The sequence below is a fragment of the Prosthecobacter sp. genome, from assembly GCF_044227185.1.
In the GTDB taxonomy this organism is placed as follows: domain Bacteria; phylum Verrucomicrobiota; class Verrucomicrobiia; order Verrucomicrobiales; family Verrucomicrobiaceae; genus Prosthecobacter.
The window spans coordinates 299,468-319,272 of sequence record NZ_JBGAFO010000003.1; the positions used below are offsets into that span (position 1 = coordinate 299,468).

Genomic DNA, 19,805 nt, shown 5'->3' on the forward strand with positions numbered 1-19,805 from the left:
TGACGTTGACAAGGTTCTTCTCATTTCAACCCCTCATGAAGATTCTCGCCACCCTCCTTCTTCTCTCCCTGTCCGCGCAGGCCGCTGTGACGCTGCCCGCGATTTTTTCCGACCACATGGTGCTGCAAAGCGGCAAGCCGGTGCCCGTCTGGGGCACGGCGGATGCGAATGCGGAGGTGGCGGTCGCCATCGCCGGGCAGAAGAAGACGGCGAAGGCGGACGCGAACGGCCGGTGGTCGCTGAAGCTGGATGCGCTCACCACGAACGCTGAGCCGCAGACGCTGACGATTGGCGACAAGGTGATCCACGACGTGCTGGTGGGCGAGGTGTGGCTGGGTTCCGGGCAGTCAAACATGGGGATGAACGTGCAGAGCGCGAAGGATTACGAGGCGAGCAAGGCAGCGGCGACTGTGCCGGTGATCCGGGTGTTCACCGAAGGCAGCCCCTCCGCGGCCACGGCGCAGACGCAGGGCAAAGGCACGTGGGTGATCTGCACGCCGGAGACGGTGGGCCGCTTTTCCGCCACGCTGTATTTCTTTGGCCGCAACGTCTATGACGTGCTCAAGCAGCCGCTCGGGCTGATCAACTCCTCCGTGGGCGGCACGCCGATCGAGTCCTGGATCAGTCCGGAAGCGCAGCATGCCAGCGCGGAGCTGAAGCCGTTTTTTGAAGCGATGAAGAAGGAGAAGGCTGAGTTTGACGAGGCCAAGGTCAAGGCGGTGTACGAGCGTCAGGTGAAAAAGTGGGAGGAGGAGGTGAAGAAGGCCAAGGCCGAGGGCAAACCCGCGCCGCGCAAGCCGCGTGATCCGATCTCCACCCGCCAGCGCAAAGGCGATGTGGGCGGATTGTTCAACGGCAAGATCTCGCCGCTCATCCCCTATGCGATCCGTGGCGCGATATGGTACCAGGGCGAGGCCAACACCAACGGCGCCAAGCCGCCGTTTTACCAGGCGCAGCTCACGCTGCTGGCCAAAGACTGGCGCACGCGCTGGGATGACGAGTTTCCCTTCGCCTGGGTGCAACTGCCGAATTTCACCCGGGAGGGTGAGGGCTGGCCAGTGGTGCGCGAGCAGATGCTCAACGCGCTGAGCACCATTCCGAACAGCGGCATGGCCATCGCGCTGGACCTCGGCGAGGCGAAGAACATTCACCCCATCAACAAGCAGGAAGTGGGCCGCCGTCTGGCGCAGTGGGCGCTGGGCGCGGTGTATCACAAGGATGTTCCCGACACCTCAGGCCCGCTGATTGACTCCGCGAAGGTGAAGGGCGGGGCTTTCGTGCTCACCTTCAAACATGCGAAAGGGCTGCACGCGAAAGGGGACCTCGCCGAATTTGAGATCGCCGGTGCGGACGGGCAGTGGCAGCCGGCGGAGGCGAAGATCGAGAGAGAGACGGTTGTCGTTTCATCCAAAGCGGTGCCTGAGCCCAAGCATGTGCGGTATGCGTGGAAGGACAATCCCAAGGCCACGCTCTTCAACGGCGCGGGCATTCCGGCCTCGCCGTTTCGGAAGTGATGACGAGGGCTGGATGCCCTTGCGAGTGCGGAACACCACTTTCGCATCCCGCAAGGGCATGATCCCAACCTAACAAGGATCAAATCATGATGCCGCCTCCACGTGGCCGCGTTTGGGGAAGAAGCGGCGGAAGGCCAGGGCGAAGCCGGTATAGACGAGGACGGAGGCGGCGAGAGTGCTGAGGGCTGCGATGATTTGGCCGAGGAGGCCGAAGAGCTCGCCGGTGTGCAGGAAGCGGGCGTACATCCGCAGGCGGCGGCCGAGATTTTGCTGCTGGAGGTCATCCGGGCTGGGGAGCACTTTGCCCTGGGGCACGTCGAGGTTGAGCATGGTGCGGAGCTGCACCTGGCCGCGGCCACCACGATCTACCATGAGTGGAAAGGGTTCGCCGGGTTTTGGCGGCATGCGCAGGCTGAGGGTGGACCAGCCGGGGTTCTGCTGGCGTGCCTGGGCGAGGAGAGGATCGAGACCGGTCAGGGAAGGTACGGCTGGAGCGCCTTCGCGTTTGCCGCCGCCTGCCTGGCGCTGGGGCGGGGGCTCACTACCGGTGAGGGTGAAGAGCAGGTTGTTGGCCCAGCCGTAGGACATGATGAGTCCGGTGAGAATGATGCACAGCAGCGGCAGCGCGCTCCAGAAGCCGAAAACATTGTGCCAGTTCCAGTTGCGGGCGCGGTCTCTGAGGCGCGGATTGAAGAGAATGACCGCACGCACATTGGCCCAGCGCCATTGACGCGGCCACCAGAGGTAGATGCCGGAGAGGAGCAGCAGGCTGAAGACGAGGCAGCCTGCGCCGGTGATGGCCTTTCCCGTCTCCTTGGGAAGACCGGTGGCGGTGAGGAAGCGGTGCCATTCGGTGGCGGCGTGGAAGAAGTCGCGCCAGGCGCGATGGCCTTCGCCGAGGAACTCGCCGGTGTAGGGATTGGCGAAAAAGACGCCTTCTTTCCCGACGGTGAGAGTGACGGGCATTGCGGGGTCTGCCTTCCAGGTGATGCCGGTGGGCTGCAGATCTGGTTTGGCTTCGCGGACTTTGCCAAGCAGAGCTTCGACGTCGAGATGAGCAGCGCCCGGCGTGACGCGGAGATCCCGGTTGGCCCATTCGACAAGCTGGGCCTCGAAGGAAATCATGAGGCCGGTCACGGCCATGGAGAGAATGACCAGGCCTGCGAGCAGACCGGCGATGAGGTGACCCCAGAAGATGAGGCGATGGAAGGTGGGCTTCACGTTTTACATTTCCACCCACTGGCGGAGGAGATTGTGGTACACGCCGGTGAGCTGCACGGCCGTCTGCTCGGCCACGGGGTTGTTTTTGAGATCGCGGCCCAGGCGCTGAATGGAGAGATCGAGATCGAAGAGAAGCGATCTTTTGCTGTCATCGCGTATCATGCTTTGCAGCCAGAAGAAGGAGCAGATGCGCGCGCCGCGTGTCACGGGCGTGACATGGTGCAGGCTGGTGGAGGGGTAGAGCACCATGTGGCCCGGCGGGAGCTTCACGCGCTGCACACCGTAGGTGTCCTCGATGCAGAGCTCGCCGCCGTCATACTCCTCGGGGCCGGCGAAGAACAGGGTGGCGCTGAGATCGGTGCGGATGCGCACGGGCAGCGTGCGGTGCTGCCGTATCGCATTGTCCACGTGGGTGCCAAAGGACTGGCCGCCGGAGTAGCGGTTGAACAAGGGCGGGAAGATCTGCAGGGGCAGTGCCGCCGCGTGGAAGAGGGGGTTTTTGGACAGGGCGGTGAGAATCATCTCCCCGAGCTCGCGCGCGGCAGGGCTCTCCTCCGGGAGCTGCATGTTGTCCTTGGCCTTGGCAGACTGGTAGCCGGCGGTGCCTTTGCCATCCACCCACTCGGCCGCGTCGAGGAGCTTGCGTGCATGGGCGACCTGCTCAGGGGTGAGGACGTCGGGAATGGCGATGAGCATAAGGATGTGGGTGAAGGCTGGGCGGACGAATCTGGATCAATGACGACGGCGGGAACGGCGGTCAAGAAGGGAGCCCGGCAACCGGGGCGATGGACAAAGATTGTCCAGCGGAGAGGGGTTGCATGGGGCTAGAATTTGATGCTGGCGGTCAGAGCGGCGGAGCGTCCTGGGCCGGGAACGAACTGGCCGCCGCCCACGCTGCCGATGTAGCGCTCATCGGCGAGATTGTAGATGTTCAGGCGCAGGCTGACCTTGTCATTGAACTTGTAGCTGACCATGGCGTCCATCGTCCAGTAGCCGGGCGCGGTGCGGGAGCCCGCGGAGGAGTCGCTGCTGCTGCGCGAGCCCATGTACTGGGTGCCGAAGCCGACCTGCATTTTTTCCAGGACGTTGTAGGTCGTCCAGAGGTTGAAGGTCTGGGGCGGCGCGTTTGAGAGGGACTGCCCGACGCTGGAGGCGGCGGTGGAGGCCTTGGTCTGGCTTTCCATGATGGCGTAGCCACCGAAGACCTGCCAGTCTTTGGTGATGTTGCCCGTCATGCTGAATTCAATGCCCTGCACGAGCTGGTCACCGCCCAGAGTGGTGATGCCGGAGGCGTCAGTGGTGCGGGCGTTGGTTTTCTCGGAACGGAAGAGGGCGGCGGTCAGGGAGAGGCGCTCCTTGAGCACGTCCCACTTGGTGCCGAGCTCGTAGGTGGAGGTGTGCTCCGGGTCGAGGCCGGACGTCGTGGTGTTGGTGCCGGAGACGAGGGCCAGGCCCGCGCCGGAGGCGCCGTCGATGGTGGGATTGAAGGAGGTGCCGTAGCCGAAGTAGATGCTGCCTTGTTTGACGGGCTTGTAGATGATGGCGGCCTTCCAACTGAAAAGGTCATCCGCATTGGAATATCCGCCGGCAGAGGTGCCACCCGGTCCGCTCACGGTCGCATACATGTGGTCATACCGCAGGCCGCCGCTGAACTCCCAGTGCTTGCCAAACTTCATCGTGTCGAAGACATAGGCGGAGCAGGTGTAGAGATAGGCCTCGGTCGGCGCGGGGAGGCCGGGGTAGGCGGTGGTGATGTCCTGGGCATTTGGCGCAGGGACCGCGCTGGGAGGAAGATTGACGCCCGTGTTATACAAATCAGTGACGGATGCGATGCCGGCGACGTTGGCGTTCTGCTGATGCTCGAGGTAAAACTCCATGCCTGTGACCAGCGCGTGCTTGATCGGGCCGGTCTCGAAATTGGCGACGAGATTGGTCTGGTTGCCAAACATCTCGGTGAACTGCTGCCGCCGCTGGAGCTGGCGGTTCAGCGCCGTGGTGTAGTTGATGGCGGCCGTCGGGTCAGTGTCGCGAAGACGCGGGGCCGTGCTGACGGAGTCACGGTGGCTGCGGGAGTAGCGGGTCACATTGCGCACACGCACGTCCTTGGTGAAGTCGTGCTCAAAGATGGCGGTGTAGTGGTCGGTCTGGATCTTTTCATAGTCCACGCCCGGAAGGCCGTAGAAGGTATTGAAGCTCACCCCGGGCGGCGCCTGGTTCTGGTAGGAGGTGAGTCCGGCGCCGGAGCCGCTGAAGGTGCCGTTGTTGGGGATCCATGGCAGGCCGTAGTCGGGGATGTTGCTCTCCTCGAGCCGCTGGTAGTTCAGCATGAAGCGCGTGTCGGTGCCGAGGCCCGCGCCCAGGGAGGCGGCAATGCCGTAGCGCTCCATGGAGACGTTGTCACGCCCCGGGGTGTCGGCGGTGTGGTACATGCCGTTGAGGCGGAAGGCCATGTGCTCGGAGAGCTTTTCGTTCACGTCCATCGTGCCGCGGTAGAGGTTGCTGGTGCCGGCGCTGACCGTGGTGAGGACGGAGTTGGTCAGATTGGCCATCTTGCTCACGGTGTTGATGGAGCCGCCGGTGGAGCCGCGGCCGACGGTGGAGGAGGAGGGGCCCTTGGTGACTTCCACCTGCTCGGTGTTGAAGGGGTCGCGGTTGTAGTTGGCGTAGTCACGCACACCGTCGAGGTAGATGTCGCTGCGCGCGCTGAAACCGCGGATGGAGAGATTGTCTCCGGAGACGGTGCCGCCTTCGCCAGCCTGCATGGAGATGCCGGGCGTGTTTTTCAGCACGTCCCGGAGGCTGAAGGCGCCGCGGTCCTCAATGACCGCCCTGGGAATGACGGTGATGGTCTGCGGGATGTCACGCAGGGGCTCCGTGTACTTGGGGGACTGCAGGCGCTGGGGGTTGTAAACGGAACCCTCGGCTTCGACCACGATCTCGGGCATCTCCATGGGCACGTCTTCGATCTGGGGCTTGAGCTTGTTGGGGGCGGCAGTTTGGGCACCCAGACTGCCGGCGGCGCACAGCAGGGAAGTGGCGGAGAGTGTTTTGGAGCCAGCCCAGCGAGCCGTGCGGCGGGAATAGGAGGAGGATTTCTTTTGCATTGAGAGGACGGTCAGAAAGTGGGAGGATTAATGCTAATGAGATTCGGTTTCATTAACGAGTTGCGATTAAGTCTCAGTTTCAGGACGAGTCAACCCCACAAATTGCAAAAACAATCCTGGAATAAGAAATGCCCACGGAGGCTCAGTGCCGCCGGGGCAAAAAAATGGGCCTTGGACCGCCTCTCGGCAAATCCAAGGCCCACGACCTCTATGCCCAACCTGAAGGCTTAGAATTTAACAGTGGCTGTCAGTGCGGCAAAGCGTCCCGGTCCGGGGGTGGCGCTGCCAACGCTGCTGGCGCTCATGATGTAGCGCTTGTCGGCGATGTTGTAGATGTTCAGACGCAGGCTGAAGCTGTCGGTAAAGCGGTAGCTGACCATCACGTCCGTGGTCCAGTAGTCTGGAATCAGGCGGGAGGCGTTCGCAGCGTTGCCGATGATCTTGCCCATGTACTGGGTGCCGCCGCCGATCTGGAGGTTGTCCGTCAGATTGTAGGTGGTCCAGAGATTGAAGGTGTAGTCCGGCGCATTGGGAATGGACTGGCCGATTTCCCCGGCGATGGAGGAATTGCTCACTTTGCTGGCCATGTGGGCACCGCCGGCAAAGATCTGCCATCTCTTGGTCAGCTGCCCGGCAATGCCGACCTCCACACCGTCCACGACCTGGTTGCCGGCCGGGGTGGTGATGTTGGCATTGGTGGTGCGGACGTTGCGCTTTTCGGTGCGGAAGAGGGCGGCCGTCAGCGACAGGCGCTCCTTGAGAATATCCCACTTGGTGCCCAGTTCATAGCTGGTCGCCTGTTCGGGATCCAAGCCCGCGAAGGTGTTGTTGCCGGTGGTGCCGCCGGCGCCATTGGTGGTCAGGCCTAGCTGGCCGGTGTTGCCGCCGTCTATCGTGGCATTGTAGGAGGTGGCGTAGCCGAAGTAGAAGCTGCCGTAGTCCACGGGCTTGTACACGATGGCGCCTTTCCAACTGAAGAGGTCGTCGTTGTTGGTGGGGCCTGGAACGTTGAAGCCGAAGATGTCGTTGGCCCCGGTGGGATAGTAGCCATGCGTCACCGCGTGCAGGTGGTCATAGCGGATGCCGCCGCTGACCTGCCAGTGCCTGCCGATCTTGACCGTGTCCATGGCATACACCGAAATCGTGGACAGGTGGGCCTCCGCCGAGGGGGGGAGATCGGTGGGGCTGACGCCGGCGATGGTGGTGGTGCGGTTTGGCGCGGCTGCCTGCTGTCCTGGAGTCAGTCCTCCCGAAACGCTGGGATCATACAGGTCGGTGGTTCTGACGTTGCCCGCGCGGGTGGCGGCGAGCTGCTGCTCATAGGCGAATTCCAGACCCATCACCAGACCATGCTTGAGCCGGCCGGTGTCAAAGTCCGCGTTGAGCAGGGACTGGTTGGTAAAAATGGAGTTGGTGCTGCGGCGTCGCTGATCCTCAGTCACGAGCTGGGTGGTGTATTGATTGCCACCCGTGCCCGTGTCGGTGTCAATGAAACGCGGCGCCGAGGCAAGCATGTCAAAGCTGTTGCGGGCCCAGCGTGTGGTGTTGCGGAACCGCAGCGTTTTGGAGAAGTCATGCTCGAAGATCGCGGTGATCATGTCGGTCTGAATCTTCTGATAGTCGTAGTTCCGGCGGCCATAGAAGGAGCTGTAGTCCACCGGCGGAAGCTGGTTCTGGAAGCCGTTCAAGTAGCCCACCGGTGCAACGAAGGTGCCATTGTTCGGAATGTAAGGGAGCCCGAAGTCCGGCATGTTGTTTTCTTCCTGCCGCATGTAGTTGACCGTGAAGCGGGTGTCCGTGCCGAGGCCGAAGACGATGGATGCGCCGATGCCGTAGCGGCCCATGAAGACATTGTCACGGCCTGCCACGTCATTGGAGTTCCACATGCCGTTGAGGCGGATGGCGGTGTGCTCTGAGAGCTTCTGGTTTGTATCCACCGTGCCGCGGTAGAGGTTGCTGGTGCCGATGGTGGCGGTCGTGGTGGTGAACTCGTCCAGGCCCGCCATCTTGGAGACCGTGTTGATGTAGCCGCCGGTGGATCCGCGGCCCATGGTGGTGGAAGCGGGACCTTTGGCGATTTCCACCTGCTCCGTGTTCCAGGGGTCGCGGTTGTAGTTGCCGTAGTCACGGATGCCGTCCACGAACCAGTCACTGCGGGAGCTGAAGCCGCGGATGGAGAGGCTGTCCACCCCGGAGCCGGTGCTGACGCCTTCGCCGGCCTGCATGGAGATGCCGGGGGTGTTTCTCAGCACGTCCCGCATGGTGAAGGCGCCGCGGTCTTCGATGACCGACTTGGGGATGATGGTGAGGGTCTGGGGGATGTTGCGGGCAGGCTCCGTGTACTTGGGAGACTGCATGCGCTTGGGGTTGTAAAGACGGCTTTCCACCAGGATCTCGTCCAGTTCCGTCGAAGAGGCGGTGCCGGTGAGATTGGGCGGTGGTGCTGTGTCAGCGCCTTGGGCGGCCAGGCTGCCTGCGGCGTACATCAGGGTGGTGACAGAGAGGGCCTCTGTGCCACTGAGGCGGGGAAAGGATCGGGAGGGCGATTTTGACATGGGAGGATGAGAGGAACGATTTTCGGATTTTTCCTTGGCGGGAGCCGAGTAATCGAAAAAGCCGGGAAACCGTCAACGCATCCCCCCGGGGAATGCCCTATGTGGACAGAAATTATCCTATCACGGCCTGGTCTGCGCGTTTTTTGATCTTTGCGGCGGCCCGGCTGAGGGTCTCGAGCATCTCGATCAAGCGGTCCATTTTCTGCAGTCCTAGATCGAGGGGGCCACGGTGCCGGAGTTCCGCGGCGGCCAGATCCAGGGCCTCCAGACCAGCCTGGTAGAGCGCGGCATCCTGCGCCAGGAGCGGGGAGCCCTGCTCGGGGTCGAGCACATCCAGGAGAAACTCCGCCATGAAATGGGGCTGGTAGGCCAGGAGGAGATTGCAGCCGTAACGAAACAACTCGTGGCGGATGCCGCGAAAGTCGCCGGCTGCTCCCTCCTTTTCCCACCGGGCTGTGAGGTGCATCGCCTCATCCACCTTGTCCGTGGCCTGCATGATCCAGTCGTCCGCACGGGTGGTGTCCACCGGAGGTGTCTCCAGCAGCATGGCCACGGCATGGCAGAAGACGTGGCGTGCCTTCAGGCCGATCTCGGCGGCCTGCAGGTTCAGGTGCTCCCCGGCCTGGCAGAGGGCCAGGGTTTCCTCCGCCACCTGCAGGGCCTCCAGCATTCTGGGTGGGGAAACTTCCAGCAGCAGCGCGGCGCGGTTGAGCAGCAGGGTCGGGAGCAGGGCATTGTTGACGGGGAGATTTGCCGCCACGCTGTCTTCGATCACCGTTTTTCCCTGCTCCAGAGATGCCAGCGCCGCCTGCAGGCTCTCGGGAGTGGCCTGGGCGCGCAGGGCCAGGGAGCGGTTCATCCAGGCCAGCGCCAGCCGCCCGCGGTACTGGGAGTCTTCCTCCAGGGGCAGTTTTTGCAGGTGGAAGATGGCCTCGTCGAAACTCTGGATGGCGGCGGCCAGCTCCTCCGGTTTTCCCAGTCGTGTCAGCACATCCCCGCGGTTCATCCAGCAGGCCGTCAGCAGCCAGCGAAACCAGGAGCTCTCCTCAAACGGCAGCTCGCGGCGTATGGCCAGGGCCTGGTCAAAACAGTCCAACGCGGCGGGCAGGGCGGCGGTGTCGCCGGAGGAGAGAAGAGCGATGCCGCGTTTCATCCAGACCTTGGCTGCAGCATTGCGCTCGTCCGGAGAGGTGTCGGTGGAGTCGGGGGCAGGGGGCATTCGGGAGTTCTCTGTCGCGAGCAATGGAGGCAGTGTCAGGCGCAAGATGTGAATAATGATGCGACTGAGTCGCAATTGCAAGTTGACATGCGGTTCTTATGTTTCATCCTGATCTCCCGCTCTGTCTTGTGAAATGACTTCCTCAGTGCTAAACCCCCTGCCCACCATGGGCTACGACCTTCCAAAGCCAGGACCTGCCGCGGGCCCTCTTCCGCCCGTGGTGCGGCGGCGCAGCAGCCTGCTGCAGGTGGTCATCACGCTGTCCTGGGTCGTGGGCATCACGAGCAGCTTTCTGACGGTGGGCATCATCGGCCTGTTTGCCGCGGATCTGCCGCCCATCCACCTGAAGACGCTGGAAGACCTCGATGAAGCGGCTGAACTGCCGATGGTGGAAACCTCCATGGCGGAGCTGATGTCGATGGAGTCCAGTACGGAAGTGTCGGCTGCAACCGAGCCGGTGCTGCCGGTGGAGATTCCTGAGGTCGTGGAGACGCCGCCGGAAAACCTGGACCTGCCGGAGATCGCCGAAGCGATGACGATGGAGGACATCTTTGCGGTTCCCACCGCACCGAAGATCGAGAGCGCGCTGCAGCCCGTGGATCCCGTGATCAAACGCAAGCCGGTGCAGGCTCCGTCGAGCACGCGGACGGCGGCGGTGGCCAGCAGAGGCGGCACGGGTGCCTCAACCTCCCAGGCCGGGACTGCGGGCGGCGGGGGCACCGCCGGCAGCGGTGGCAAAGGAAAGTTTCCGCAGCCTTCCTATCCGGACTTTGCGCGCAGCGCGGGCATGCAGGGCACGGTGCGTCTGAGCATCACCGTGGGTCCCTCCGGCGCGGTCGAAGCCGTCACGGTCATCAGCAGCACGGGCTTCAGCTCCCTGGATGATTATGCGGCGTCCCATGTGCGGCGGAACTGGCACTGGCCTCCGGGTACAGCGCACCGCTACACGCTGCCGCTCACGTTCCGCCTCCGCTGAACTTCGTTTTTTCCTCTTCCTTCTCCCGATCTTCTTCATGCCCATTCTCGCCAACGCCGTCGTCGATCTCTTTCACAAGGGTGGTCCCATCATGTATCCCATTGCGGTGGTCACGGTTGTGGCGGTCTGCATTTTCGTGGAGCGTGTGTTCTGGTGGCTGCGCTTTTCCGCCAAACGGTCCGCCAGACAACTGGATGAAGTGTATGAAAAGCTGGAGGCGGGAGACCTGGCCCAGGCCATTGCCCATTCAGCCAGGTCCAAGGACCCGGTGGTGCGCATGATTCACCATGGGCTCAACCACCGCCACACCAGCATGCAGGGGGCGCTGGAAGTCGCCGCCGGGCAGGAGCTGCGGGATGCGGGCCGTTACCTGAGCGCGATGGACACCATCGTGACGCTGGCGCCGCTGCTGGGCCTGCTGGGCACGGTGACGGGCATCATGGGCAGTTTCACCAGCATCGGCAGCAGTGAGCTGGCGGTGGAAAAGGTCACGGGTGGCATCGGCGAGGCGCTGATCGCCACGGCTGCGGGCCTCGGCATTGCCATCGGCACGCTGGTGCCGATGAACTACTTCCATTCGCGTCTGGCCGCCCTGAAATTCGAGCTCGAGGCCGCCGCCAACAATGTGCTGATCCTCGCTGCGCAGCACGGGTTTGACAAAGTCACCCCGAAGGCCTGATCCCCGCCGTGAAACTTCATTCGCCATTGCCCGAACGAAAGACGCGGCTTGAGATCATCCCGCTGATCGACGTGATGTTCTTCCTGCTCGCCTCCTTCATGATGGTCAGCCTCACCATGACCAAGCAGCAGACCATCAAGGTGAACCTGCCGGTGGCCTCCTCGGCTCAGTCCGACTTCAAGCCGGACATGATCAACCTGGCGGTGAACGCCACGGGGGATGTGTTTTTCGACAAGGCGGCGATCACGCTGCCGGAGATGGAACGCAAGCTGGCCGAACGCTTCGGCAAGGACCCTGCGACGCCGGTTTACATCAGCGCGGATGAGAAAACAGATTACGTGGATATTGTGAAAGTGCTTGATGCCGCCAAACGGGTGGGCTTCACCAAGGTGGCGCTGAACGTCAAACCTGCCAACGCGGCCAAGCCGGCACCCTGATTCATGAAGCGCCTGCTCACCACGCTGCTGATTTTCATCTCCCTCGGGCTGTGCGTCATCATGGTGGTGCAGTGGAGGCGCGAGTCGCGCCTGCGCGACCACATTGACGACCTCGTCAAACGGCTGCACGCGGAAAACACCATGCGCATCGACGCGGAGCGCAAGGTGCGCGAGTATGAGAAGGAGATCGCCCGGCTCACCGAGCTGCGCGCGGAGGTGGAGGCAAAGCTGGTGGAGGTCTCGCGCGAGCTGACCAATCTCACCGCCGACTCCGCGGCGCGCGGCATTTCCATCGCGATTTACATGCGCGAGCTGATGCAGGTGCAGCACGGCCTGGAGGCGACCCAGCGTGCGTTTGGCAAGGAGGCTGACGCGATTAAAAACCACAACGCGGTCGTCACCTCGCAGAACAGCGCCATGGAGAAGCAGAATGAGCTGCTCAAACAGCTCGCCGAAGAGCGCAACGAGGCGATCACGAAGCTCAACGCCCGCACACGCGAGTTCAACGAGCTGGTGGAGAAGTACAACAAGCTGGCGAAGAGCAAGTGATCCGTGCTTGCCATTCCGGGCGGCCTGCGAAAGACTCGCGCCCGCATGAGCCAGCCAGCCACTCCTGAAATCACCCGTCTTCGCGATCTCTCGCCGCATCAATGGAAGTCAGGCATCGCCGCGTGGCTCGGGTGGTTGTTCGACGGGCTTGACATGCATCTCTACACCCTGGTGTGGACGGTGTTTGTGGCGCAGCTGATGGACCTGCCGCAGGACGCGGCCGATGTCGGCGTGAAGGGTTCGATCATCCAGGCGGCCTTCCTCGTCGGCTGGGCGGTGGGCGGCGGTTTTTTTGGCCGCGTGGGCGATGTGCTCGGCCGGAGCAAGGCGCTGACTCTCACCATCCTCACGTATGCACTGTTCACCGGCCTGTCGTTTTTCGCCACGGAGTGGTGGCATCTCATGGTGTGCCGTTTCCTCTCGGCACTGGGCATCGGCGGTGAATGGGCGGTGGGCGCGTCGCTGCTGTCTGAAACGTGGCCGAAAAAATGGCGGCCGTGGATCGCCGCTGTGCTGCAGAGCGCGGTGAATTTCGGCGTGCTTATGGCTGTGTTTGCTCATTGGATGCTTTCCTCCCAGCCGCCGAAATACCTCTTCCTCGTCGGCATTTTGCCCGCGCTGATCACCGTGTGGATTCGCAAGGCAGTGCCGGAAACGGACACGTGGGAAGAAGCCCGTGGCAAGCAGCCCGCGCCGGGGGTGGCCGAGCTGTTCGGCCCTGCTGTGCGAAGCACCACCTGGCGCGTGCTCATCATCTGCGGTGTGTCGTTGACCGCGCACTGGGCGTTCCTGTTCTGGCAGGCCAAGGTCGTCAAGCAACTGCCCGAAGTCATGGCGATGTCAAAACAGGGCCAGGCGGAGGCCGCCGGGGCCGCACTGATGTGGATCATGTTTGGCTCCGTCATCGGCAACTTCATTGCCGGCGGTCTCGCGAAGCTGATGGGCTATCGAAACGCCATCTTCTGGATGATGCTGGCCTACTTTGGCGCGATGTTCGCCACCTTTTACTGGGAGCATTCCTGGAATGCGATGAAATGGCTCTTCGCGCTCATTGGCGCATGCCAGGGTGTGTTCGGTCTGTTTACCATGTGCCTGCCGCCGCTGTTTCCCACACTGCTGCGCACCACCGGCGCCGGTTTCTGCTACAACTTCGGCCGCATCATCGCCGCCGCCGGCACGGTCTTCTTCGGCGTGTATCAGGCCGTGCCGAACGTGCGTGAGGCGATGCTCTTCGCCAGCTACCTCTTCATTCCCGCCGCATTCATCGCACTGCTGCTGCCGTCCGAGCCGAAGGAGGCCGACGGCGTGGCGAGTGCGGTGGACTGAGATGCCCGCCCTTGCAGGCAGGAGTGCCTGCATCACCGGGGCAGGCGGGAGTGCCTGCACCACCAGGCTCAGTGGCTGAGGGTGTAGAACTTGAAGGAGTTCGAAAAACTCTCCACCGGACACTCCGTGACGAAGCGCACCTCCTGCTCCGCCGCCATGCGTTTCACGGCGGCTTCCGTGAACAGCACGTTCTGTTTTTCTGCGGCGGCGACCTTTTCCACCCGGAACACAAAATTGACCTCGGGTCCGTGCAGATTGAGCTCGTTCATCGTGGGCACGGTGCCGAGCGCGGCTGCGCCGAAATGCAGGACCACGCGGAAGGGTGGATTGCCCATGATCTGGGCCTGGTGCAGCTTGGCCACGGCCTGGCGCACCTGGATGGCGCTGTCCGCGGTGTCGTCCCAGTAGCAGAAGAATCCATCGCCGAGGTACTTGGACATGTGGCCGCCGCATTCGTCGATGATCTGGCGGCAGTTTTTGAACCAGCCTCCGGTCATGCGCGGAAACTGCGCCCCCTGCAGCGTCTGCGAAAGCCGGGTGGAGCCCACGATGTCCGCCACCATGAGCCAGCACTGCGCCTGGCGGATGTGGATCATGGTGGAGGCCATGGCCTGCTGCCCCCCGGGATGCATGGCGCTGAGAATCTCCGTGGCAAACTCCATCTCGTTGCCTGCCACGCGGATGAGGTCGCCATTGTGCAGGCGCACGGACTGCGAGATGCGGCGGCCGTTCACATAGGTGCCGTTCGCGCTGCCGAGATCCACCAGCCAGAACTCGCGCTCGCCCTGGGCCTGGATGATCGCATGGCGGCGCGAGACTTCGCTGTCCGCAATCGGCAGCGTGTTGTCCGGTGCGCGACCGATCGAGCAGGTGCCATTCAAATCATGACGCTCGCCGTTGGAAAGGCGCAGCCAGGACTGGAGGAGGTTGTGGCTCATGGTTGGTATTAACGCGTATTCTGACAAAGGATGCCAGCCAAGCCAAGAACCTTGCGTGAAAATCGCAGCTTGCCAGCGGGCAAGAGCTCAGGGAATGGAGAATCATGGACCCTCAGGAAATTCACGCCTTGTTCAATCACATCGAGGCCGGGCTGTGGTTTGTGATCGCGCTGGTGCTGGCCATGCGGCTGCGAATGAAACGCCCGTGGCGCTGGCTGCTGCCGCTCTCGTTTGTGGTGTTCGGCATTTCCGATCTCATCGAGGCGCGCACCGGCGCGTGGTGGGAGCCCTGGTGGCTGTTTGTGATGAAAGCGGCCTGCGTGCTGGTGTTTCTGCTGGCGTTTCAGGAGCAGAGGCGGCAGGGAAAGAAGCATGGCTGAGTCCCCCTACAAGTTTTGCAGCAACTGCGGCGCCAGCGCATGGATCACGAAGAGTGACCGCGAGTTTGTCTGCGCCGCCTGCGGTCATCGTCATTTCATAGCGCCCATCGCCGCCGCGGTGGCGCTGCTGCTGGACGCCCAGAACCGCGTGCTCGTCATCCGCCGCGCCCATGAGCCCGGCCTTGGCAGGCTGGGACTCCCCGGCGGCGTCATCGAGCCCGAGGAGACCGGCGAGATGGCGGCTGCCCGCGAAGTGCATGAAGAAGTGGGCCTGGAACTGCCCGCGAGCGCCTTCACCTACTTCCTCGCGCTGAACAACCGCTATCTGTTCCAAGGCTACGCCTGGCCCACGCTGGACCTGTTTTACATGGCCCGTGTACCAGACTTCAACGGCGTGGTGATGCAGGCCGCCGAGGTGTCCGAATGCCTCATCTGCCCGCTGGACGAAGTGGCGTATGATGAGTTTGCGTTCTGGTCAAACGCGGAGGCGGTGAGGCGGTGGCGGACATCGGCAGTTGCCGCCTGAACTTGCCAGCGTGCTCGGAACTGAGTATGATCAGGCATGAGTTCCGTGCTTGAAATCGAATCTGCCATCAAAGGGCTGCCGAAGGAGGACTTCTGGAAGCTGGCCGAATGGTTTGATCAAGTGAAAGCAAAAACCTGGGATGAGCAGATGGGGCAGGATGCCGAAGCAGGCCGGCTCGATTTTCTTTTTGAAGAGGCGGCTGCTTCGCGGGCTGCGGGCCTGAGTCAACCCTGGCCGGTAAAGGCGTGAAATCGACGGCGACACCACGCTTCTGGAGCCTGCTCGGGGCTTTGCCAAAGGACGTACAAGAATTGGCGGAGAAGAATGATCAGCTTTGGCGTCTTAACCCTCAGCATCCATCCTTGCACTTCAAACGACTGGCGGGTGCGGGGCATCGCTTTTCGGTTCGCGTCGGTGAGCACTATCGTGCCATTGGTTGGAAGCTGGAAGATGGCGGTGTGGAGTGGGTCTGGATCGGCTCGCACGCGGAGTATGACCAGATGCTGAAGCGGTGAGGAGCCGGCAGGACATGGCCGGGAAACAGGACTGAGGTCACGGGCCGGATGCAGCGGGCTGCTTCTCCAGCGCCTGCGCCTTTTGAGCGGCTTCACCGGCTTTTTGCCTGAGGATGTCATACGCTTTGCCATAGTACTCCCAGGGATACGCGGAGCCCTGCGGATACTGCGCCAGCCATGCGTCAAAGCTCGGAAGATAGCCGTGCGCCCAGATGTCAGGGTTTGAGACAAAGCCGCCGGCCTCACACCAGGGCAGCCAGACCTTCTGGTAAAAGTCCTGCGCTTTGCCCAGAGCCCGATATTCGAGCGCTGCCATCTGCCTCGCATAGTCATCCCTTGAGCATTTGCCTTGATAGGCCGCCAGCGTGGTCTGGTGGAAGCCCCGGGCGTTCTCCAGGTTCAAATGCTCAAACACCACGCCGCTCCAGAGGCTTTCGAAGGTTTCGTTGTGGCCGCCACCGGCTCTGGCGGAACGATCCTGAAGGAAGATGTAGGCCTTTTCCGCGGCGTAACCGTGCATGGCCTCGTAGCCATCGGTGGGGGCGGCCTCGTGCCAGGCGGTCTTGATGCCGGTGGTCTTGCCCGCGTAGCGTTCGGCCACCCACTGCCAGATGCTGTCCTGCTGCCGCACCCACTGGATCTGCCCGCCCACCTGGTAGGTTTTCATGACGGGCCGGTCCGCCAGCATGTGCTGCATCTGCTTCTTCGACCAGCTTTCAGCGGTTTCCGATCTGGCAAACGACTGCGCACTGGCCGGCGTGAGTCCAGCCAGCAGCAGGAGAAGCAGAAGGGTTTTCTGCAAAAGCATGCGCGGAGTCTGTCACGCTGCGACTGGCGTTGCAAGAGTGCTTGCCAGTTTTGCTTCTGAACCTCATGTTTTCTCATGGTGCCTATCCTGTCACAACCTGACTTTCAGCAGCGCGCTTTGCCGCTCTCTGTCGCGGGATGGCATCAAATGATCGACAATGGTCTGGCTCCTGAGCGGGCGGAGCTCATTCGTGGGGTGATCATCGAAAAAATGAGCAAACCCTTTCTTCACACCAAGCTCGCAGATGTACTGATCGAGTTTTTGAGAGCGACCGTCAATGGCTCCTTCTGGATCCGTCAGGAGGCGCCGTTGACCCTCCGGGATTCTGAGCCCGAACCGGACATCTCCATCGTGGATGGTCGTCGCGATGATTATCAATCGCACCCTGTGACCGCGCGTCTCGTGGTCGAAGTTTCCGTCAGCAGCCTGCTGGTGGAGCGCGAGATGGCTTCTGTGTATGCCGAAGCCGGTGTGGCGGAATACTGGATCGTGAATGCGACGGAGCGTTGCATCGAAGTGTATCGCGACCCGGTCAACGGACACTACCAACGCCACCAGCGAGTGCCCGAAGGCGAGGTGCTGCAATGCGCCGCGCTCAACACCGTGAGTGTGAACGTGGCTGAGCTGTTTGCTTCAGCATAGCCCCCACTTTGCTCCGGGAAATGGGTGCTTACGCCGCCACAGGCGCAGGGGCGTCAAACCAGCGGTTATGCTCCTTGATCAGATCGATGAGGCGCTCCACGGCCTCCTCTTCGGGAATGTTGAACTTCACCGCGGTCTTCCCGACGTAGAGATTGATCTTGTCAGGCGCGCCGCCCACGTAGCCGAAATCGGCATCGGCCATTTCGCCGGGGCCGTTGACGATGCAGCCCATGACGGCGATGCGCACGCCTTTGAGGTGGCCGGTGGCGGCGCGGATCTTTTGCGTGGTGGTCTGCAGATTGAAGAGCGTGCGGCCGCAGCTTGGGCAGGCGACGTAGTCGGTCTTGAAAATGCGCACGCCGGCGGCCTGCAGGATGTTGTAGCTGATGCGCAGGGCCTGGCCGGGGGCGGCCTCGCCATTGACGATCACCGCGTCACCGATGCCGTCGCAAAGAAGCGAGCCGATGTTGGTGGCGGCGACGAGGAGGTTCTCGGTGAAGTCATCGCTGCCTGCGGCTTTGAGCGTGTCCTTGAGGAGGATGGGGTGGCGTGGCTGCAGCTTCGCGGACAGCAGGCGGTAGGCGGCGATGACGGGGAGATTGAGGCCGTCTTTGATGGTGACCAGCTTTGCCGAGGCGCTGTCGTAAAGGCTCGCGATGGCGGCATCATCACGAGGGTCGATTTCGACCACGCCGCTGTCTTCGATGACGACCTCGGGTTTGTAGTCGCCGAGCTTGTCGATCTTATGGGCCACGGCGTCCCACTTCTTGCGTGTGGTGAAGACGGGCACGGTCTCATGGCCGCCGGTTTTGACGCCGTTGATGGTGAGGACTTCGGATTCGCGGCGCTTGTAGTCGAAGGGATCGTAGCTGATCGCCGGAGCATTGTGGATGTGCTCGTGCTGCGCGGGCAGGCCTTCGTTGTAGGGCTTCACAAGCTGCTGGGCCACGGGGATCTCAAAGATGGCGTCCTCGGTCAAAGACACGCGCACGGTGTCGCCGATGCCGTCTGCCAGCAGGGAACCGATGCCGATGGCGCTCTTGATGCGGCCGTCTTCACCGTCGCCGGCTTCGGTGACGCCGAGGTGGATGGGGTAGTTCCAGTCGGCACCGAGCTGATTCAGATGCGCCACGAGCAGCCGGTAGGCCTCGATCATGACCTTCGGATTGCTGGCCTTCATCGAGAAGAGGAAATTGTGATAGCCCTGCGCACGTGCGATGCGGGCAAACTCCAGCGCGCTTTCCACCATGCCCAGCGGCGTGTCGCCGTGGCGGTTCATGATGCGGTCGCTCAGCGAACCGTGATTGGTGCCGATGCGCATGGCGCGGCCCAGGCGGATGCATTCCTTCACCAGGGGGACGAACTGCTCCTCCATGTAGGCCACTTCGGCCGCGTATTCCTCATCAGTGTATTCCTTGACGGCGAACTTCTTTTTGTCGGCGTAGTTGCCGGGGTTCACGCGGACTTTTTCCACCCACTTCACCGCCTCCATGGCGGCGTCGGGTTTGAAATGGATGTCAGCCACCAGGGGCACATCGCAGCCAGCGGCGCGGATGCCATCACGGATGTGCTGCAGGTTTTCGGCGATGACCCGCGTCTGGGCGGTGACGCGGACGATCTGGCAGCCCGCCTCGGCGAGTCCGAGGGCCTCCTTCACACAGGCGGCGGCATCGCGGGTGTCGCTGGTCAGCATGCTCTGCACCACCACGGGGGCACCGCCGCCGATCTGCACCTTTCCCACCATGACCGGGCGCGTTTCGCGGCGCTGATAATTGTAGAGGTCGTGGCAGTAGCGGAGCAGGGGGGAAGACATGGTGGGTGGCTAAAATGCCGGATTGCAGCCTCGAAGCAAACGGGAAGCCGCAGGGGGAAGGAGGCCATTACAAGTTTCTTACATGTTCCTTGCCGATGGTGGCAGCGGTGCTAGAATTCGATTCAATATGGCAAATATTGTTGTTATTGAGGATCATCCGCCGGTTTTAAAGCTCCTTTCCTCCCTTTGCCGGGCCGAGGGACACGAAGTGATGGCTTTCGACAATGGCCGGGCCGGCCTGGACGCCATTCGCGAAATGACTCCAGATGTGGCGCTGGTGGACCGCCGGCTCGGCGAAATGGACGGACTGGATATGATCCGCGATGCGCGCGAGGCCTCACCCGCCACCCGCTTTGTGATGGTTTCCGCCTGCTCCGAAACGCGTGACATCGTGACGGCGGTGCGGCGCGGAGTCTGTGATTACGTGACCAAACCCTTCGAGCCGGACGAGATCAAAAGCGCGGTGAACCGCGCGCTCAGCGAGCCTGCCGAGCCGCTGCCTCTCCCGCGGCAGAAGCTCATCATTCTGTGCCCCAAGCGCGCGGCCTGACGCGTGGGCGGGGCGCGCTGCCCGTAACTTTGAACTTTGAAGTTCGCAGCCGC

Annotated in this window: 20 protein-coding genes; 12 read left to right on the forward strand and 8 right to left on the reverse strand. The window is 62.5% G+C overall.

The window, feature by feature from the left end:
• Nucleotides 1-35: 35 nt before the first annotated feature.
• Nucleotides 36-1,514: a sialate O-acetylesterase gene (locus tag ACILSQ_RS09025; protein WP_395743275.1), complete on the forward strand. Its 1,479-nt coding sequence runs from the start codon at nucleotides 36-38 to the stop codon at nucleotides 1,512-1,514.
• An 84-nt stretch (nucleotides 1,515-1,598) separates the two neighbouring features.
• Here ACILSQ_RS09025 and ACILSQ_RS09030 read toward each other — a convergent pair whose 3' ends face one another.
• The 5 genes from ACILSQ_RS09030 to ACILSQ_RS09050 form a co-directional block, all read right to left on the reverse strand.
• Nucleotides 1,599-2,735 carry a PepSY-associated TM helix domain-containing protein gene (locus tag ACILSQ_RS09030; RefSeq protein WP_395743276.1) on the reverse strand — a complete coding sequence of 379 codons (1,137 nt, stop codon included), beginning with the start codon at nucleotides 2,733-2,735 and terminating at the stop codon, nucleotides 1,599-1,601.
• 3 nt (nucleotides 2,736-2,738) lie between these two features.
• Nucleotides 2,739-3,431 carry a Fe2+-dependent dioxygenase gene (locus ACILSQ_RS09035; RefSeq protein WP_395743277.1) on the reverse strand — a complete coding sequence of 231 codons (693 nt, stop codon included), beginning with the start codon at nucleotides 3,429-3,431 and terminating at the stop codon, nucleotides 2,739-2,741.
• A gap of 128 nt (nucleotides 3,432-3,559) precedes the next feature.
• Nucleotides 3,560-5,839 (reverse strand): TonB-dependent receptor, encoded by a 2,280-nt coding sequence (locus tag ACILSQ_RS09040; protein ID WP_395743278.1) that lies wholly within the window; start codon nucleotides 5,837-5,839, stop codon nucleotides 3,560-3,562.
• A 227-nt stretch (nucleotides 5,840-6,066) separates the two neighbouring features.
• A complete protein-coding gene (locus tag ACILSQ_RS09045) occupies nucleotides 6,067-8,394 on the reverse strand; it encodes a TonB-dependent receptor (protein WP_395743279.1) in 2,328 nt (775 codons plus the stop codon).
• Between the two features lie 112 nt (nucleotides 8,395-8,506).
• Complete coding sequence (locus ACILSQ_RS09050) at nucleotides 8,507-9,613, reverse strand: hypothetical protein (protein WP_395743280.1); 1,107 nt, start codon at nucleotides 9,611-9,613, stop codon at nucleotides 8,507-8,509.
• Nucleotides 9,614-9,779: 166 nt separating this feature from the next.
• Here ACILSQ_RS09050 and ACILSQ_RS09055 point away from each other — a divergent pair, with 166 nt between their 5' ends.
• The 5 genes from ACILSQ_RS09055 to ACILSQ_RS09075 are packed head-to-tail and all read left to right on the forward strand — an operon-like array spanning nucleotide 9,780 to nucleotide 13,580.
• Nucleotides 9,780-10,589 carry a TonB family protein gene (locus ACILSQ_RS09055; protein WP_395743281.1) on the forward strand — a complete coding sequence of 270 codons (810 nt, stop codon included), beginning with the start codon at nucleotides 9,780-9,782 and terminating at the stop codon, nucleotides 10,587-10,589.
• A gap of 37 nt (nucleotides 10,590-10,626) precedes the next feature.
• Nucleotides 10,627-11,268, forward strand: a complete 642-nt coding sequence (locus tag ACILSQ_RS09060) for a MotA/TolQ/ExbB proton channel family protein (protein WP_395743282.1) — start codon at nucleotides 10,627-10,629, stop codon at nucleotides 11,266-11,268.
• Nucleotides 11,269-11,276: 8 nt separating this feature from the next.
• Nucleotides 11,277-11,705 (forward strand): ExbD/TolR family protein, encoded by a 429-nt coding sequence (locus ACILSQ_RS09065; RefSeq protein ID WP_395743283.1) that lies wholly within the window; start codon nucleotides 11,277-11,279, stop codon nucleotides 11,703-11,705.
• A gap of 3 nt (nucleotides 11,706-11,708) precedes the next feature.
• The gene (locus tag ACILSQ_RS09070; RefSeq protein ID WP_395743284.1) at nucleotides 11,709-12,254 is read left to right on the forward strand and encodes a hypothetical protein; all 546 of its coding nucleotides are present in this window, start codon (nucleotides 11,709-11,711) and stop codon (nucleotides 12,252-12,254) included.
• Nucleotides 12,255-12,299: 45 nt separating this feature from the next.
• Nucleotides 12,300-13,580 carry an MFS transporter gene (locus ACILSQ_RS09075; protein WP_395743285.1) on the forward strand — a complete coding sequence of 427 codons (1,281 nt, stop codon included), beginning with the start codon at nucleotides 12,300-12,302 and terminating at the stop codon, nucleotides 13,578-13,580.
• A gap of 68 nt (nucleotides 13,581-13,648) precedes the next feature.
• Here ACILSQ_RS09075 and ACILSQ_RS09080 read toward each other — a convergent pair whose 3' ends face one another.
• Nucleotides 13,649-14,518, reverse strand: coding sequence for an FHA domain-containing protein (locus ACILSQ_RS09080; RefSeq protein WP_395743286.1), 870 nt, complete (start codon nucleotides 14,516-14,518; stop codon nucleotides 13,649-13,651).
• 104 nt (nucleotides 14,519-14,622) lie between these two features.
• On the opposite strand from ACILSQ_RS09080, the gene ACILSQ_RS09085 reads away from it, so the two are divergent.
• From ACILSQ_RS09085 to ACILSQ_RS09100, 4 genes are read left to right on the forward strand one after another with little or no spacing between them, the layout of a single operon-like run.
• Nucleotides 14,623-14,898: a hypothetical protein gene (locus tag ACILSQ_RS09085; protein ID WP_395743287.1), complete on the forward strand. Its 276-nt coding sequence runs from the start codon at nucleotides 14,623-14,625 to the stop codon at nucleotides 14,896-14,898.
• The gene (locus ACILSQ_RS09090) at nucleotides 14,891-15,424 is read left to right on the forward strand and encodes an NUDIX domain-containing protein (protein ID WP_395743288.1); all 534 of its coding nucleotides are present in this window, start codon (nucleotides 14,891-14,893) and stop codon (nucleotides 15,422-15,424) included. The genes ACILSQ_RS09085 and ACILSQ_RS09090 overlap by 8 nt, the downstream gene beginning before the upstream one ends.
• A 45-nt stretch (nucleotides 15,425-15,469) precedes the next feature.
• Nucleotides 15,470-15,673, forward strand: coding sequence for a hypothetical protein (locus ACILSQ_RS09095; protein ID WP_395743289.1), 204 nt, complete (start codon nucleotides 15,470-15,472; stop codon nucleotides 15,671-15,673).
• Complete coding sequence (locus ACILSQ_RS09100; protein WP_395743290.1) at nucleotides 15,670-15,939, forward strand: hypothetical protein; 270 nt, start codon at nucleotides 15,670-15,672, stop codon at nucleotides 15,937-15,939. Before ACILSQ_RS09095 ends, ACILSQ_RS09100 begins: the two co-directional genes overlap by 4 nt.
• Before the next feature lie 37 nt (nucleotides 15,940-15,976).
• Here ACILSQ_RS09100 and ACILSQ_RS09105 read toward each other — a convergent pair whose 3' ends face one another.
• Nucleotides 15,977-16,747, reverse strand: coding sequence for a hypothetical protein (locus ACILSQ_RS09105; RefSeq protein ID WP_395743291.1), 771 nt, complete (start codon nucleotides 16,745-16,747; stop codon nucleotides 15,977-15,979).
• A 75-nt stretch (nucleotides 16,748-16,822) separates the two neighbouring features.
• Between ACILSQ_RS09105 and ACILSQ_RS09110 the strand changes: the two genes are divergently transcribed.
• Nucleotides 16,823-17,389, forward strand: a complete 567-nt coding sequence (locus ACILSQ_RS09110) for a Uma2 family endonuclease (protein ID WP_395743292.1) — start codon at nucleotides 16,823-16,825, stop codon at nucleotides 17,387-17,389.
• 28 nt (nucleotides 17,390-17,417) lie between these two features.
• Here the strand turns inward: ACILSQ_RS09110 and ispG are convergent, their stop codons facing one another.
• A complete protein-coding gene (gene ispG / locus ACILSQ_RS09115; protein ID WP_395743293.1) occupies nucleotides 17,418-19,202 on the reverse strand; it encodes a (E)-4-hydroxy-3-methylbut-2-enyl-diphosphate synthase in 1,785 nt (594 codons plus the stop codon).
• A 127-nt stretch (nucleotides 19,203-19,329) separates the two neighbouring features.
• On the opposite strand from ispG, the gene ACILSQ_RS09120 reads away from it, so the two are divergent.
• Nucleotides 19,330-19,752: a response regulator gene (locus tag ACILSQ_RS09120; protein ID WP_395743294.1), complete on the forward strand. Its 423-nt coding sequence runs from the start codon at nucleotides 19,330-19,332 to the stop codon at nucleotides 19,750-19,752.
• Nucleotides 19,753-19,805: the final 53 nt, after the last annotated feature.